We start from the raw sequence: 15,484 nt of genomic DNA on the forward strand, positions 1-15,484 counted from the left end.
TGAAGTCGACAGTGTTTGTCGGCCTTATATGTTCACCCACCGGTCTTCCTGAGTGCGGGGTTCGATGGCATGCGCCAGCGCATGTTGCCAGCCAGGGCGCCTCATGATCATGAGTGGGGGTGAATGGCGTTCTATCCTAGGTATTACCGAATGTTAAAAAAAATGAACAAGGGGCTACTTGGCCTGGCCATGTCGATGGCCCTGATGCCTGTGCATGCAGCTGAAACCAAAAAAGTCGATGTGCTGCTGATCGGTGGCGGCATCATGAGTTCCACCCTGGGTGTCTGGCTCAATGAACTCGAGCCAGGCCTGTCGATGGAGATGGTCGAGCGTCTCGACGGCGTCGCCCTGGAAAGCTCCAACGGCTGGAACAACGCCGGTACCGGCCACTCCGCCCTGGCTGAGCTGAACTACACGCCGGAAGACAAGAACGGCAAGGTTGAAATCCCCAAGGCCATTGAAATCAATGAAGCCTTCCAGATTTCCCGTCAGTTCTGGGCCTGGCAGGTCAAGAACGGTGTCCTGAAGGACCCGCGTTCGTTCATCAACTCCACGCCGCACATGAGCTTTGTGTGGGGTGAGGACAACATCAAGTTCCTCAAGAAGCGCTACGAAGCCCTGCAGGCCAGCCCGCTGTTCGCTGGCATGCAGTACTCCGAAGACCCGGCCCAGATCAAGCAATGGGTGCCGCTGATGATGGAAGGCCGTGATCCGAACCAGAAGATCGCCGCCACCTGGTCGCCCCTGGGCACCGACGTGAACTTCGGCGAGATCACCCGCCAGTTCGCCGGTTACCTGCAGACCAAGCCGAACTTCTCGCTGAAAGTGTCGAGCGAAGTCGAAGACATCGCGCGCAACGAGGACGGCACCTGGCGTGTGTCCTACAAGAACCTCAAAGACGGTAGCGAAACCCAGACCGACGCCAAGTTCGTGTTCATTGGCGCTGGCGGCGGTGCCCTGCACCTGCTGCAGAAGTCCGGTATCCCGGAAGCCAAGGAATATGCCGGTTTCCCGGTGGGTGGTTCGTTCCTGGTCACCGAGAACCCGACCATTGCCCAACAACACCTGGCCAAGGCCTACGGCAAGGCGTCGGTTGGCGCACCGCCGATGTCGGTCCCGCACCTGGACACCCGCGTGCTGGACGGCAAGCGCGTGATCCTGTTTGGCCCATTCGCGACCTTCTCCACCAAGTTCCTCAAGGAAGGCTCGTACTTCGACCTGCTGACCAGCACCACCACTCACAACTTCTGGCCAATGACCAAGGTGGGCATCGAGCAGTACCCACTGGTTGAATACCTGGCCGGTCAGTTGATGCTGTCGGACGCCGACCGCATGGACGCCCTGAAGGAATACTTCCCGAACGCCAAGGCTGAAGACTGGCGTCTGTGGCAGGCCGGTCAGCGCGTGCAGATCATCAAGCGCGACGAAGAGAAGGGCGGCGTGCTGAAGTTGGGTACCGAGATCGTGGCTTCGCAAGACGGCAGCATCGCCGGTTTGCTGGGCGCATCGCCAGGCGCATCGACTGCGGCACCGATCATGCTCAGCGTGCTGGAGAAGGTCTTCAAGGACAAGGTCGCGACCCCGGCCTGGCAGGAAAAACTGCACCAGATCGTGCCAAGCTACGGCACCAAGCTCAACGATGATCCAGCCCGTGTAGCCCAGGAATGGGCTTACACCAGCGAGGTCCTGCAACTGACCCCGCCGCCGGCGATCAACCCGGCCCTGGTGCCGACTGCAACCCCGGCAGCCCCGGCCAAGCCGCTGCCGAGCAACCCGGCGGCCGACATGGCGCTGTAAGACCTTGAGCGCCCCTCAACAGGTTTGAGGGGCGCGCAGGTTTTGAATCGATGTGAAGAAGCCCAGCCTAGTGCTGGGCTTTTTTGTGGTGTGGCGCCGCTCACGTATGATGGGCGCTTTAGCTGCCCGTCATTCAAGGAACCCCCATGGCACTGAGTAAACGCGAACAGGCGCACATCGAGCGCCGCCTGATCGCTACCCTGACCGAGGCCTGCGAAACAGCCAAGGCCGAGATCGTCGGCTTCTGCTGGTTGACCCACGAGGTTGATTATCAACGGTTCCCCGCCAGCCTGCGGGTGACCTGGGTGTTCCAGGACCAGGCCCAACTGGATCGGGCACTGGCCAGCGGTGAGGGCGAGCGCATGCTCGAGCTGACGGCAGTGGCCTTGCGAGAGGCCGAGGTGGCGTTCCAGCAGATCGCGACTCACGTGCAGTTCGCCTGCGAAGCGCTGCGGGGCTGAGCCATGGCCAAGGACATCGAGAATCCGTGCATCGCCGTCTGCCAGTTGAGCGGCGAGCTGTGTGTCAGCTGTGGCCGGACCAAGGACGACATCCGCCAATGGAAACGCATGAAGCGCCCGGAAAAGATGGCGGCGGTGCAACGGGCAACGCTACGTTTGAAGAAACTGAAAAAATCCAGCTGAACGGACTACCCTCTCTTTTTGGTGGGAGCGAGTCTGGCGGCGCTCCGTCTGCTCGCGATGGTCGTCAACGATGACGCGTACAGTCTGACACCCAGCAGCGCCCTCAGGCTTTTCGCGAGCAGGGCTCGCTCCTACAGGTTCAGTGGGCGCATGCAGGATCTGCAAGCACCGCAAATAACGGTGGGAGCGGGCTTGCCCGCGATGGTCGTCAACGATGACGCGTACAGTCTGACACCCAGCAGCGCCCTCGGGTTTTTCGCGAGCAGGGCTCGCTCCTACAGGTTCAGTGGGCGCATGCAGGATCTGCAAGCACCGCAAATAACGGTGGGAGCGGGCTTGCCCGCGATGGTCGTCAACGATGACGCGTACAGTCTGACACCCAGCAGCGCCCTCGGGTTTTTCGCGAGCAGGGCTCGCTCCTACAGGTTCAGTGGGCGCATGCAGGATCTGCAAGCACCGCAAATAACGGTGGGAGCGGGCTTGCTCGCGATGGTCGTCAACGATGACGCGTACAGTCTGACACCCAGCAGCGCCCTCGGGTTTTTCGCGAGCAGGGCTCGCTCCTACAGGTTCAGTGGGCGCATGCAGGATCTGCAAGCACCGCAAATAACGGTGGGAGCGGGCTTGCCCGCGATGGTCGTCAACGATGACGCGTACAGTCTGACACCCAGCAGCGCCCTCGGGTTTTTCGCGAGCAGGGCTCGCTCCTACAGGTTGAGTGGGTACATGCAAAATCTGCGAACAACTTGGTCCCTTGTCAGGGCAGCCGCTAGACCAGGTATCGCTTGAACCACGCCAGGGTCCTGCTCCAGGCCAGTTCGGCGGCTTCCTTGTCGTAGCGCGGGGTCGAGTCGTTGTGGAAGCCGTGGTTGGCGCCGGGGTAGATGTAGGCTTCATAGGTCTTGCCATTGGCCTTCAGGGCCTGTTCATAGGCTGGCCAGCCTTCGTTGATCGCCTTGTCCAGTTCGCCGTAGTGCAACAGCAGCGGCGCCTTGATCCGTGGTACATCCTTGGCGTCCGGCTGGCGGCCATAAAAGGGCACGGCCGCCGCCAGTTCCGGGTAGGCCACCGCCGCAGCATTGGACACCCCGCCGCCATAACAGAAGCCGGTCATCCCGACTTTGCCGTTGCTGGCGTCGTGTTTCATCAGCCACTCGATCGCGGCGAAAAAATCGTTCATCAGCTTCGCCGGATCGACCTTCGCCTGCAGCTCGCGCCCCTTGTCATCGTTGCCCGGATAGCCGCCCACCGAACTCAGGCCATCGGGCGCCAGGGCAAGGAAGCCGGCTTTGCCCAGGCGCCGGGCGACATCCTCGATATAGGGGTTGAGCCCGCGATTCTCATGCACCACCACCACGCTCGGCAGCTTGCCGCTGGCCTTGGCCGGACGCACCAGGTACCCGCGAACGTCGCCATGGCCCTTGGGCGAGGGGTAGGTGACGTACTCGGCGAGAATCTCTGGATCGGTAAAGGCCACCTGTTCGGCCAGCGCATAGTTGGGGCTCAGGGCGGCGAGCAGGGCACTGGCGTTCATGCCCGCGAAGGTGAACAACGCCGCACGATCGAGGAACTGGCGGCGGTTGATCCGCCCATGGGCGTAGTAGTCGTAGAGCTCCAGCAATTCAGGGGCAAAGTCTTTCGCAGTGAGACGGTTCATCTGGGCGCTCCCGTGAAAATCGTTGGCGGACCCCGGTCGCAGGAGGGGCGGGCTGTTGCGGTGTCAGGGCAGCATAGCAGGCGTCGCCAGGGCGCAGACTTCACGGGCGCCGTTGCTGGGGTCGCCTTCGGCCAGCATCCGGCTGAGGATTTCCCGTTCTTCTGCCCTCGGCAGGATGCCGCGGGTATGGGCCTGCAACACCACAACGCCGTCCTCGTTGGTCATGGTCACCGTCGCCGCGGCCCGGGTGTTGTGGGTGATTTCGGTGATGAGCCAGTGGCAGGTGATGCGATCGCCTGCGTACACCGGTTTCTTGAAGTCGAACGTCATGCCAGCCGCCAACCAGCCAATCTGCCCACCGATTTCAGTGAGCAGGCTGGCCGTCAGCAGGCCGTGGGACACCGGCGCCCGAAAGCCCCGAGCCTCGGCAAAGCGGGCATCACAATGCACCGGGTTGTAGTCACGGGAAATCTTCGCGAAGTCCTGGATGTCGGCGTCGCTGAAAAGGCGGCTGAGGGTAAAGCTGTCGCCCACCTTCAGGCCCTGGGCGGCACGCTGTCTGAGGCTGGTCACTGAGTCGTCCTTATAGTGAGGTGATCGGCGGGGCCTATCAATAAGCGGCGGGTGGTCCTGCGTCAATGAGCAATTTCATCACCCGCACAGGTACTGGCCAGGTCGGCATGAGCCCGCAACGCGATCGCCCCGGCGCGCCTGTATCCCGCAAATGCAGCTCATCTGTGTCTATCGGCCGTCCTGATGGATGGGTAGTTTGCGCCGATCAACTGTGCTCAAGGAGGCACCCATGGATCTGACAAACATTCCCTTCGCCACCACCGATTGGTCAACCATCGAACCCACCCGGCACGAGGGGCAAACGGGTACGGCGTATTGGCGGACCTGCCAGTTTGCGTCGACGCGGGTGCGGATGGTGGAGTACAGCCCGGGCTACCTGGCCGATCACTGGTGCTGGCGCGGGCATATCCTGTTGTGCCTGGAAGGGGAGTTGCTCACCGAACTTGAAGACGGGCGCCAGTTCACCCTGACGCCGGGCATGAGCTATCAGGTGGGCAACGACGCTGAAGGGCACCGTTCCTCCACTGCCCAGGGGGCAAAGCTGTTCGTGGTCGATTGATGCCGGCGTGACACGTCGCACCTTCGCAGTGACTGCTAGGATTGCAGGTGGGGTTGCTACCCGGTACGCCGGCCAACGGGCTTGCCAGTACCGGAACGGAGCGCGGTCATGCCAAGTGCCAGTGAGCGGATATTCGTTGCCATTGCGGTTTCCAGGCCCGGCGGCGGGCTCGACCCGCTGCCGGGCGCCATCACGGCGGCGGAGCGGATGGCGGCCTGGGCCCGGGGGCAGGGCTACATCACCGTGCTGCTACACGATGGCAACCTGCCGGAAATCACCGTTGAGCTGCTGCGCGAGGCGATCAGCCAGGCCATCAACCAGGTCACGGACCACGCCCTGCTCAAACGGCTGGTGATCTTTTTCGCCGGCCACGGTGCGGCATTGGCGGTCGGTGACCAGTACTGGATCCTGACCCACTGGAAGAAAGACTCCAGTCAGGCGATCAAGGTCTCCGCACTGCAGCGCATGCTCGAGTACTACGGCCCGCGGCAGGTTTCAGTGATCGGTGACGCCTGCCAGGAATTTTCCGCGCAATTCATCAATCTGGTCGGCAGTGCGGTGCTCTTCCAGCCTGATGAGGAGCAACGACCCTATGAGCTGGACCAGTTCTTTGCGGTCGATGTCGGCAAGCAGGCGTTCATGATCAAGGCCCAGGGCGAGCAAAAGGATTTCTGTCTGTTCACCGAAGTCTTGCTGGATGCACTGGAGGGCGATGCTCAGGGTGACTTCTTCGATGCCGAGGGTGCGGACAGACTGGTCACCAGCCAGTCCCTGGCGCGCTACCTCGACAGCACGCTCGCCCAGCAGGCGGGCAAGTACGGGGTGCGGATGGTTGCGCGACCCCGGCCGGGGTTTTATACCGACCGTACCTACCTGAAGATTCCGGGCCCGCCCGTATTACCTGAACCACCCTCCATCCACTTCAATGCCGAGATCAATCTGCCCACCGCGGGGGCCGCCCCCTGGATTGAACTCGAACCGCCAATGCTCCAGGCCCGCGTGCGGGCAGTGGACAAGGCCAGGTTGAAAGCCCCTCGATCGGCCAAGGCTGCCTTGGCCAGCCAGACCCGGGCCTTGCAGGCAGGCCGTGAGGCCCGGCGCAAAGCCTTCGTCAGCGAGGTCGACAGCGCCCCGGTGCGTGACCATTTCGAGACCGGGTGCGGGCTCTGCGTCAGTGGTGCCGAGGTCATCAGTGTCCAGGCGTCGAGCGCGGAGGTCAGCGCCATCGACGGGCAACCGAGACTGGTGGCGCATCGAGTTGCCCTCCGGCAGTGGCGATAGCCTGGGTTGGAGTGACGTCTTGGTGACCCTGGCCGACGGGCGCATCGTCCCGGTCTGTGTGCTCAACGGCTTTGTCGCGGCGCTGCACATCATCGACGCCGACTCGCTGAGCCTGTTCCACCGCCCGCTGGGTGCCAGCGAATACGAAGGCCGGGAAGCCATCGAGTTGCTGGCCCAGGCCCAGGCCGGCCTGCTCAGCCGCCAGGCTATCATCGATAGCGCCGCCTTGTTGCGCGACGGCAAGCACCGGATCATTACCCTCGGTTGCATCGCCGCGCAGTTCTATGACGGCCTGCGTGACGTCGACAGCCTGCGCTCGATGGCCGCGTTCTATGGGCTGCACCAGCAGCCGGTGCCGCTGGATATCATTCTCTACGGCGGCGGCACGCTTAGCGCCGTCGAGGGGCGGCTGTACGCCGACATCCCCGCAGTCGCGGCGCGTGAACCGCGTACCGCGCAAGAGCGCGAGCAACGCTTCACCTACGAGTCGACGCCGGGCTTTGCCCACCATCCGGTTGCCGGTCGTATCCCCTGGATGCGCCAGGCCTGGAGCGCGCTCGCCACCGCCCGCTGCGATGTCAGTGCGGCGACCTGGCGCCAGCAGGCGCTGGAGGTGGTGGAGCACCTGGGCCCGGGCCTGTTCAGCGTTATCCAGCCGTCCGGCCAGGCGGCCCTGGCGCAACTGGCTGACATCCAGGTTACGCAGGAGCCACTCGAACCTGTCCCACTCTCTTGAGCCACTGACGCGGAGGTCACGACCATGCGCATGATTCTGGTCCACGGTATCAACCAGCAAGGTAAAAGTTCGCAGAAGATCCTCGATGCCTGGCTTGGCCAACTGCACAAAACCTATGCGGTCCATGGGCCCGATCCGTTGGCCCGGCTGTCGCGTATCGAGGCCGCGTACTACGGCGATACGCTGGAGGCGCTCAGCTCAGTCAAGGTGCCGGACCAGGCCATTGCCCTCGGGGTCGAGGCCACGGTCGATGACTTCGATGACTTCGCGGTCGAGGCGCTGGAAGAAATCGCCCTGCGCCTGGGGGTCACCCAAGCGCAGATCCAGGCTCAGGACCAGCTCACCGTGGTGCCGCAAGGCGCCGGCTTAAACAAGAAATGGGTCAAGGCGATTGCCCGGGCCATCGAAACCGTTTCCCCGCTGCGTGGCACTCTGGCCCTGCGCGTGCTGGGGCAGGCACACGCGTACATCCGCAACCAGCACGTGCACGATGAGGTCAACAAGCTGGTGCGCCCGCTGTTCGAGGACGATGAACCCGCCATCGTGGTGTCCCATTCCCTGGGCACGATTGTGGCGTACTCCCTGCTGCGCGAATTCGCCAGAAACGATCGGCCACGCCAGTCTTCGCTGTTGCTGACCCTCGGCTCGCCGCTGGGCATCGACAGCGTGCGCAAGGGATTCGCCAAGCCACGGACCCGGCCGGACAACGTGCAGCGTTGGGTCAACGGTGCCGACCCGGAAGACTTTGTCGCGTTGCGGGCCGAGCTCACCAACGACAATTTTGGTCCGGGGATCGAGAACTATCCCGACATCGACAACGGCCATGACGACCCCCATTCGATCCTCGGCTACCTCAGTGACCCGCGCATTGCCAGGGCCATCGCCCAGGCGATTCCCTGAGCCAGCAGAGGTCGGAAAGAGCCGGATGGGGCTACGTTTGCTCGCGATGAACTCAACCACAACGCATTGACTCAGGCATTGCGCGTCATTGTTAAGGTCCATCGCGAGCACGCTCGCCTGACAGTACGGATTTAGAAGCTCGGCGTGTATTTGACGCTGAACATCAGGTTGCGCGGGTCGCCGAGGTTGTTGTTGCCATCGAGCTGGTTGTAGCCCGCCGCGTAGTAGTGTTTGTCGAACAGGTTGTTGGCGTTGAGCGCCAGGCCGATTTCCGGGCTCAGTTGATAGCCCAGGCGCGCGTTCCAGAGGGTGTAGCCCGGGACGTCATAGGTGCGCTCGTAACCCAGGGTGTGGCTTTGGCTGGTGAAGCCCAGGCCGGTGCTGACCTGGCGCCAGTCGCCGCTGAACTGGTAGTCGCTCCACACCCGTAACATGTGCTTGGGCGTCCACTGGCTGAAGACTCGCCCTTCGTTGACCGGGTCGTCGAGGTACTTGGTGGTGTTGTAGGTGTAGCCGGCAAACAGTTGCAGGCCGTCCAGTAGTTCGCCGCTGATCTCGGCGTCGAGCCCCTGGCTGCGGACCTTGCCCGAGGCCGTCGAGCAGTACCAGCCATCGCACGCATAGCCCGCCGCGACGTCATTTACCGCGCGGTTTTCCTGGTCATAGCGGAACAGCGCCAGCGAGGTGTTGACCCGCCCGTCCAGCAACTCCCCCTTGAGGCCGATTTCGTAGTTGCTGCCGATCACCGGCTTGAGCACCGAGCCGCTGGCGTCGCGCTCGCTTTGCGGCTGGAACACGTCGGTGTAGCTGGTGTAGACCGACCATTGCGGGTTGAGCGCGTAGATGGCGCCGAGGAAGGGCGTGACTTCGCCGGTTTCACTCATGCTACTGGGCTCATTGACCGTAACGACGTGGCTGATGGCAGCCTCGTTGGAGGCGCTGTAGCGGTAGTCGTACCAACTGACCCGGCTGCCAAAGATCAGGGTCATGGGCTCGATCGGCTTGACCCGCCAGGTGCCGTACAGGCCTTTTTGCCGAATGTCGTAGCGGCTGCTGGTACCACGCCCACCCGGGGTGTTGAGCAGGCTGTCGTAGCTGATGGCGGGGCGCTGGTGGTTGATCGCAAAAATGCTGTCGCTGCTGTCGTTGAAGGTCCGGGCGATACGGTCATCGGAGGTGAACTTGGAGTAGTTGCCACCGACGATGATTTCCTGGGCCATCGACAGGGCTTCGAAACGGCCGACCAGGTTGGCGTCCAGGCCGACCTTGGTGGAGTCGAAGTCGGTCACCCAGTCGGCATATTGCACACCGCTGCCATCGAGGTTGAGGCCATCCCCGCTGCTTTGCACCCGCTGTTGGGTCGAGTCGTTGTTTTCGTTCATGCGTACCGCGCCGACCTTGGCGCTCCAGTCGTCGTTGAAACGGTGCTCGAGGTCGGCATAGACGGTGGTGACGTCGATGTGCGAGCGGTTCCAACCGGAGCCGGTGTAGGTCGAGCGCGGAACGTCCACCGGATCGCCGTTGGCGTAGCGCGGCAGGCCCCGCAGCATGGGCCGGGCGGAGGCGTCGGAATTGCTCACGGCCAGGCCCAGGGTGGTGTCGTCCTGCAGGTCGAAGTCCAGTGCCGCGTACAACGAATGGGTCTTGCTCCATTCATAGTCGATGAACGACTGGCTCTGGTCCTCGTCTGCCACCACCCGGCCGCGCACGGTGGCGCTGCTGTTCAGCGGACCTCCGGCGTCCAGTTGCAGGCCGTAGTGATCCCAGGTCCCGGCCTTGGCCGTGAGGGCCACGGTCGGCGCGTTCTGGCCGCGCTTGCGTACCAGGTTGATCGCACCGCCCGGGCTGCCCGCGCCCTGGAGCAGGCCGGACGCACCGCGCAGTACTTCCATGCGGTCGAAGAAGATCAGGTCCTGGGTCGCCCAGTTGCCGAGCGCGTAGGTATTGCGCGGGATGGGCACGCCGTCGTACTGCCAGTCATCGATCTGGAACCCGCGGGAAGTCAGGATCATGCCTTTGCCGACGCCCTGGACGCCCACCAGGCCGGTGGTCTGGTTGGCCGCATCCTTGAGGTCGGTGAGGCCCTGGTCATCCATTTGCTTGCGGGTCAGCACGCTGACCGACTGGGGAATTTCCTTGAGGCTGTGGTTGCCCTTGCCGATGGTCACCGCGCGGGCAGCGTAGGAGCCCGAGTCCTCGGTGGTGGCGTCGGTGCTTTGTTCAACAATGCTGGTGAGCCCCAGTTGCAGGGCGTCCTGGTTGTCCGTGGTCGGTTCGACGCTGTAGTTGCCTTGCCCGGTCACGCGCAGTTGCAGGCCGCTGCCGGCCAGGGCCGTGTGCAGGGCCTGCTCGGTGGGCATCTGGCCGATCACGGCGGGTGCCAGCTTGTCCCGTACCAGGGCAGGGTCCAGGGAAATGATCTGCCCGCTCTGGCTGGCAATGGCATTCAGGGTGCGGGCCAGCGGACCGGCCGGGAGGTTGAAGGACAGGCTCTGCGCCTGTACCAGGGCAGGGCTGGCCAGGGTTGCCAGGGCAACGGCGAAGGAAAGGGCATTGGGCCACGGGTTAAACACAGCGTTCTCCTGATCGTGTGGATGTGTCAGGAGATAGGTGGGATAAGAAATGAAAACCAGACACAAATAAGATCGATTTTCAAAAAATAATCCTGGCCGCTGTCATTTCGCTTGAATCAGGGTCAGCCAGGGGCTGTAGCGCTGGACCCGGATCGGCAGGGTTTCCGCCAGGGCGGCCAGGGTTTTGTCCGGGTCGTTGAGGGGGAATACCCCTTGCACCCGCAGATCGCGAATCGCGGGGGCCACCCGGACAAAACCACGGCTGTAGGGGCGCAGGGCATCCACCACCTGTTCCAGAGGTTCGTCGAGCACGTTCAGGCGCCCGTCCAGCCAGTCGGCGCGATGCCGTTGATCACCGGCGAGACGGACTATCCGTTGCCGGTAGAGCAGAGCCGACTGGCCTTCCTGCAGGACCGCCTGGCTGCCGTCGAACAGGCTCGCCTGGACCGCATGCTCAAGCACCAGAACCCGGCTGGCATCACGCTCCTGGGCCACCAGGAAACGCGTGCCCAGCGCGCGCACTTCGCCTTGGGCGGTGCGTACGCGCAACGGACGCCGGGGATCGGCGGCCACCTGGATCAGCAGTTCGCCGTGGCGCAGGATCACCAGTCGTTGTTGTCCATCGAACTGCAAGTCGACCGCGCTCTCGGCGTTCAGGCTCAGGCGGCTGCCATCGGCCAGGTTGAAGTCCCGGCGCTGCCCACGCCCGGTGTGCAGGTCGGCGAACAGGTTGTCGCCCAGTGGACTGCGCGCCCCCAGCCACAGACCACCACCGAGCAGGCCGAGGCCGGCGATCAGCCGCAGTGCATCGCGGCGCGATTCCTGGGGTTGCAGGAGCAACTGTCGAGCTTGCGCGGCCTGGCCGGGAACCCGTCGATCAAGGGCGCGCAGGGTATTAAACGAGCCGCCGAGGCGTTCCTGCAACGTGGCCCAGGCCTGTGCGTGGGCAGTGTCCATGGCCTGCCAGGCATCGAAGCGTTCTTGCAGTCCTGCGTCGGGCTGGCCGGCGCGCAGCTTGACCATCCAGTCGATGGCCTGCTCGCTGAGAGGGTCCAGGCGCGGCGCACTCATGAGCTCATCTCGCTCAGGCAGCACTGGCGCAGGGCCTGTTTCATGTAGCGGCTGACGGTGCGCTCGGACAAGTCCAGCCGGCGGGCGATCTCGACGTACGTCAGGCCGTCCAGTTGGCTGTAGAGGAAGGTGGCCTTGACGACCAGGGGCAAGCCGTCGAGGGCCCGGTCAATCGCCACCAGGGCTTCAATCAGCTGCAATTGTTCTTCGGGGGAGGGCGCGAGCAATTCGGGAAGTGCCGACAGGCGCTCCAGGTACGCCAGCTCCAGCTTGCGCCGACGATGGCGGTCAAAGATCAGGCGGCGGGCGATGGTCGCCAGGAAGGCGCGCGGTTGTTCGATGCTGTCGGGGTCGACCCGGGCCACCAGCATCTGGCAGAAGGTATCGGCGGCAGTGTCCTCGGCGTCCGCGTGATTGCGCAGGCGACGCTGGATATGCTGCAACAGCCAGCGGTGATGGTCGCTGAAGAAGAAGCCCAGCTTGCGGGTCGAAGGGGGTTGCACCGGTCGGCTTTCCAGATGTTAGTGTGAATCGTTCTCAATACTACCTTCGAGAGGATCAACACTGCAATCGCCAACCGGTGCGCCGCGACACTGGTTTACATCTTGTGGTCGGCCATGTTCAGCGCCCGCACCGGGGCCTTGACCTCGATCGACTCTTTTTCGCCCTTGGCGTTTTCAACGATCAAGGTCAGCGGCACGGTGTCGCCTTCCTTCACCTGGGCCACCAGGTCGATCAGCATCACGTGGTAGCCGTGGGGGTCGAACGACACCGCCTTGCCGGCCGGCAGGACGACGGACTCCACCGCTTGCATGCTCATCACGTCGTTCTTCATGGTCGACTGATGCACCTGGACGATTTTCGCCGCTGGCGATTGCACGCCCAACAGCTTGCTGTCGGTGCTGGCGGTGAGGGTCATGAACGCCCCGGTGGCCTGCTGTCCGGCAACGGTGGCGCGAACCCAGGCGTCATCGACTTGGGTCTGGGCCGAGGCCTGCAAGGCCAGGCCCAGCAGGGAAACACCCAGGACCAACTGTTTGATACGGCTTTTGCTGAACGTTGCGGTCATTAGCAGACCTCCATGACAGTGAGCAGGTCTTCCGTACACTCTTGTGCCGAAAGTGACTGGGACAATCCAAGGCGCAGGGTGCCCCGGGAGTCATAAACATAACTGGTGGCGGTGTGGGACAGGGTGTAGGTCGAGCCGCTGGGGACCTTCTCGAAGAACACGTCGAACTCTTTGGCCGTGGCGGCGGTTTCTTCGAGGCTGCCGTACAGCGCGACAAACGACGGGTCGAAGGCTTTGACGTAGGCGTCGAGCACTTGCGGGGTGTCGCGTTCCGGGTCCAGGGTGATGAAGATCACCTGCAGGCGGTCGCCATCCTTGCCCATCAGCTTCTTGATTTTCGCCGCACGCGCAAGCGTGGTGGGGCAGATCGCCGGGCATTGGGTAAACCCGAAGAACACCATCGGCATCATGCCGCGAAAGCTCGACAGGGTTTGCACATCACCGTTGGTGTCTTTCAACTTGAAGGTGCGCCCCAGGATCTTGTCACTCAGGTCCTTGCCGTATTTGTACGACAGCTCGCCGCGAGTGTCGCAGCCGGTCAGCAGCCCCAGGCCCAACAGCCCCATACCTGCAATCACCTTGCGGCGATTCATCAAAACACTCATGCGTCAACGCCCTTTGGCCACCTGGCAGTCGAGTTGACCTGGCAGGGGGGTCACCGTGAAAGGGCAGCATCCTATCAAAATCGCGGCGTAGGGTGCCGGCTTCGGGACAATTGGTCGCAGCACGCTCGTCGTGCGCTCAGGGAAAGAACTCCCCGGGTGTGGCGCCGAATTGCTGGCGGAAGGCGGCGATGAAAGCCGAGGTCGAGTCGTAGCCGCAGGCCAGCGCCACGTCGGTGACGCGCTCGCCCTGTTCCAGCGGGGTCAGCGCGCCGAGCAGGCGCAAGCGCTGGCGCCAGGCACGAAAGGTCAGGCCGGTATCGCGCAGGAACAGCCGGCTGAGGGTCTTCTCGGTGACCGCGAACTTTTCGCTCCAGTGGCCCAGGGTGGTGGCCTGCTCCGGGTGCAGTTGCAGGCTCTGGTAGATTTTCTGCAGGCGACTGTCCTGGGGCAGCGGCAGCATCAGGTCGATCTGCGGCGCCTCGGCCAACTGGTCGAGCAGGACCTGCACCAGTCGCCCCTGGGCGCCGTCCTCCTGGTACTCCACCGGCATCTGGCTGAAGCGGCGGATCAGCTCGCGCAACAGATCGCTGACCCCCAGCACGTGGCATCGCGGCTGCGCCCAGGCGGTGACGCTGCAATCGAGGTACAGGCTGCGCATTTCCGTGCGCGGCGAGCTGAACACCCGGTGTGGCACGCCGGCGGGGATCCACACGCCCCGTTGCGGCGGCGCGACGAAGCGTCCGGCGCTGGTCTGCACCTCAAGCACCCCTTGAATGGCGTAGGACAACTGCACCCAGGGATGGCTGTGGCGGCGGGTCAGGGCGCGATTGGGCAGCGATTCGGTGCGCCCGTAGACCGGTCGTGGCAGGCTGGGCAGCCCGGGCACACTGCGCCGGTAGCTCTGGTCATGTCCTTTAGGCGGCATCTGCTGGCTCTTTGGCGTTAGTCGGTAATACGCAGTCACGTTAGAGTCGCCGCTACGTTCTTGGCAACCCCCGGATGATCCCGATGACCCGCCCCCGTTTCCTGCCCGACAACTTCACCCTGACCCTGATCGGCGTGGTGCTCCTGGCCAGCCTGCTGCCCGTCAGCGGCCAAGTCGCGGTCGGCTTTGGCTGGCTGACCAATGCCGCGATTGCCCTGCTGTTTTTCCTGCATGGGGCCAAACTGTCCCGTGAGTCGATCATTGCCGGCGCCGGCCACTGGCGCCTGCACCTGCTGGTGTTCGGCCTGACTTTTGTACTGTTCCCGCTGGTGGGTCTGGCGCTCAAGCCGCTGCTCTCACCCATGGTCGGCAACGAGCTGTACATGGGTATGCTCTACCTCTGCGCGTTACCGGCAACGGTGCAGTCGGCGATTGCCTTTACCTCCCTGGCGCGCGGCAACATTCCGGCGGCCATCTGCAGTGCGGCGGCGTCCAGCCTGTTCGGGATCTTCCTCACGCCCTTGCTGGTGGCCTTGCTCCTGAATGTGCACGGCGATGGCGGCTCGACCCTCGATGCCATCCTCAAGATCAGCCTGCAGTTGCTGCTGCCGTTTGTGGCCGGGCAGATCGCGCGCCGCTGGATCGGCGCCTGGGTGGGGCGCAACAAGCATTGGCTGAAGTTCGTCGATCAGGGCTCGATTCTGCTGGTGGTCTACGGCGCCTTCAGCGAGGCGGTGAGCGAGGGGCTGTGGCAGCAGATTCCGCTGTGGGAACTGGCGGGCCTGGTGCTGGCCTGCTGCATCGTCCTGGCGCTGGTGCTGATCGCGGCGACGCTGCTGGGCAAAGCCTTTGGCTTCAATCAGGAAGACCGCATCACCATCTTGTTCTGCGGCTCGAAGAAAAGCCTGGCCACCGGCGTACCGATGGCCCAGGTGCTGTTCGCCGGCAGCACCATCGGCCTGTTGATCCTGCCGCTGATGCTGTTCCACCAGATTCAACTGATGGTCTGTGCGGTACTGGCCCAGCGGTATGCCAAACGCCCGGAGACGGTGGCCGAACTGATGGGCCAGGTCGATCCCTGAGCCGAGGGCGGT

At 63.5% G+C, this 15,484-nt stretch carries 16 protein-coding genes; 8 read left to right on the forward strand and 8 right to left on the reverse strand.

The window, feature by feature from the left end; all coding sequences use genetic code 11:
- Positions 1-150 precede the first annotated feature (150 nt).
- The 3 genes from mqo (at position 151) to Q1W70_RS21460 (ending at position 2,441) form a co-directional block, all read left to right on the forward strand.
- Positions 151-1,797 carry a malate dehydrogenase (quinone) gene (gene mqo, locus Q1W70_RS21450; RefSeq protein ID WP_166590617.1) on the forward strand — a complete coding sequence of 549 codons (1,647 nt, stop codon included), beginning with the start codon at positions 151-153 and terminating at the stop codon, positions 1,795-1,797.
- Between the two features lie 146 nt (positions 1,798-1,943).
- Positions 1,944-2,258 (forward strand): hypothetical protein, encoded by a 315-nt coding sequence (locus Q1W70_RS21455; protein WP_166590616.1) that lies wholly within the window; start codon positions 1,944-1,946, stop codon positions 2,256-2,258.
- A 3-nt stretch (positions 2,259-2,261) separates the two neighbouring features.
- Positions 2,262-2,441, forward strand: coding sequence for a DUF1289 domain-containing protein (locus Q1W70_RS21460; RefSeq protein ID WP_095169917.1), 180 nt, complete (start codon positions 2,262-2,264; stop codon positions 2,439-2,441).
- A 769-nt stretch (positions 2,442-3,210) separates the two neighbouring features.
- Here Q1W70_RS21460 and yghX read toward each other — a convergent pair.
- Both yghX and Q1W70_RS21470 read right to left on the reverse strand, forming a co-directional pair.
- The gene (gene yghX / locus Q1W70_RS21465) at positions 3,211-4,098 is read right to left on the reverse strand and encodes a YghX family hydrolase (protein WP_166590615.1); all 888 of its coding nucleotides are present in this window, start codon (positions 4,096-4,098) and stop codon (positions 3,211-3,213) included.
- A gap of 63 nt (positions 4,099-4,161) precedes the next feature.
- The gene (locus Q1W70_RS21470; protein WP_166590614.1) at positions 4,162-4,671 is read right to left on the reverse strand and encodes a MaoC family dehydratase; all 510 of its coding nucleotides are present in this window, start codon (positions 4,669-4,671) and stop codon (positions 4,162-4,164) included.
- Positions 4,672-4,900: 229 nt separating this feature from the next.
- On the opposite strand from Q1W70_RS21470, the gene Q1W70_RS21475 reads away from it, so the two are divergent.
- The 4 genes from Q1W70_RS21475 to Q1W70_RS21490 all read left to right on the forward strand — a co-directional run bounded on the left by Q1W70_RS21475 (position 4,901) and on the right by Q1W70_RS21490 (position 8,147).
- The gene (locus tag Q1W70_RS21475) at positions 4,901-5,230 is read left to right on the forward strand and encodes a DHCW motif cupin fold protein (RefSeq protein WP_166590613.1); all 330 of its coding nucleotides are present in this window, start codon (positions 4,901-4,903) and stop codon (positions 5,228-5,230) included.
- Between the two features lie 108 nt (positions 5,231-5,338).
- Entirely contained in the window at positions 5,339-6,511 is a 1,173-nt protein-coding gene (locus Q1W70_RS21480) for a hypothetical protein (protein ID WP_302097882.1), read from the forward strand.
- A complete protein-coding gene (locus Q1W70_RS21485; RefSeq protein WP_302097883.1) occupies positions 6,489-7,247 on the forward strand; it encodes a hypothetical protein in 759 nt (252 codons plus the stop codon). The genes Q1W70_RS21480 and Q1W70_RS21485 overlap by 23 nt, the downstream gene beginning before the upstream one ends.
- 24 nt (positions 7,248-7,271) lie before the next feature.
- Complete coding sequence (locus Q1W70_RS21490) at positions 7,272-8,147, forward strand: hypothetical protein (RefSeq protein ID WP_302097884.1); 876 nt, start codon at positions 7,272-7,274, stop codon at positions 8,145-8,147.
- A gap of 131 nt (positions 8,148-8,278) precedes the next feature.
- Here the strand turns inward: Q1W70_RS21490 and Q1W70_RS21495 are convergent, their stop codons facing one another.
- The 6 genes from Q1W70_RS21495 to Q1W70_RS21520 form a co-directional block, all read right to left on the reverse strand.
- Complete coding sequence (locus tag Q1W70_RS21495; RefSeq protein ID WP_302097886.1) at positions 8,279-10,720, reverse strand: TonB-dependent siderophore receptor; 2,442 nt, start codon at positions 10,718-10,720, stop codon at positions 8,279-8,281.
- 102 nt (positions 10,721-10,822) lie between these two features.
- Complete coding sequence (locus tag Q1W70_RS21500) at positions 10,823-11,791, reverse strand: FecR family protein (protein WP_302097887.1); 969 nt, start codon at positions 11,789-11,791, stop codon at positions 10,823-10,825.
- Positions 11,788-12,294 carry a sigma-70 family RNA polymerase sigma factor gene (locus tag Q1W70_RS21505; RefSeq protein ID WP_095169074.1) on the reverse strand — a complete coding sequence of 169 codons (507 nt, stop codon included), beginning with the start codon at positions 12,292-12,294 and terminating at the stop codon, positions 11,788-11,790. The genes Q1W70_RS21500 and Q1W70_RS21505 overlap by 4 nt, the downstream gene beginning before the upstream one ends.
- 95 nt (positions 12,295-12,389) lie before the next feature.
- The gene (locus Q1W70_RS21510; RefSeq protein WP_166591784.1) at positions 12,390-12,860 is read right to left on the reverse strand and encodes a copper chaperone PCu(A)C; all 471 of its coding nucleotides are present in this window, start codon (positions 12,858-12,860) and stop codon (positions 12,390-12,392) included.
- Positions 12,860-13,465: an SCO family protein gene (locus Q1W70_RS21515; protein WP_159996503.1), complete on the reverse strand. Its 606-nt coding sequence runs from the start codon at positions 13,463-13,465 to the stop codon at positions 12,860-12,862. The genes Q1W70_RS21510 and Q1W70_RS21515 overlap by 1 nt, the downstream gene beginning before the upstream one ends.
- A gap of 136 nt (positions 13,466-13,601) precedes the next feature.
- Positions 13,602-14,390, reverse strand: a complete 789-nt coding sequence (locus tag Q1W70_RS21520) for an AraC family transcriptional regulator (RefSeq protein WP_265537868.1) — start codon at positions 14,388-14,390, stop codon at positions 13,602-13,604.
- An 83-nt stretch (positions 14,391-14,473) separates the two neighbouring features.
- Here Q1W70_RS21520 and Q1W70_RS21525 point away from each other — a divergent pair, with 83 nt between their 5' ends.
- A complete protein-coding gene (locus Q1W70_RS21525) occupies positions 14,474-15,472 on the forward strand; it encodes a bile acid:sodium symporter family protein (protein ID WP_166591785.1) in 999 nt (332 codons plus the stop codon).
- Positions 15,473-15,484 lie beyond the last annotated feature (12 nt).

It is taken from the genome of Pseudomonas kielensis (assembly GCF_030505375.1).
In the GTDB taxonomy this organism is placed as follows: Bacteria; Pseudomonadota; Gammaproteobacteria; order Pseudomonadales; family Pseudomonadaceae; genus Aquipseudomonas; species Aquipseudomonas kielensis.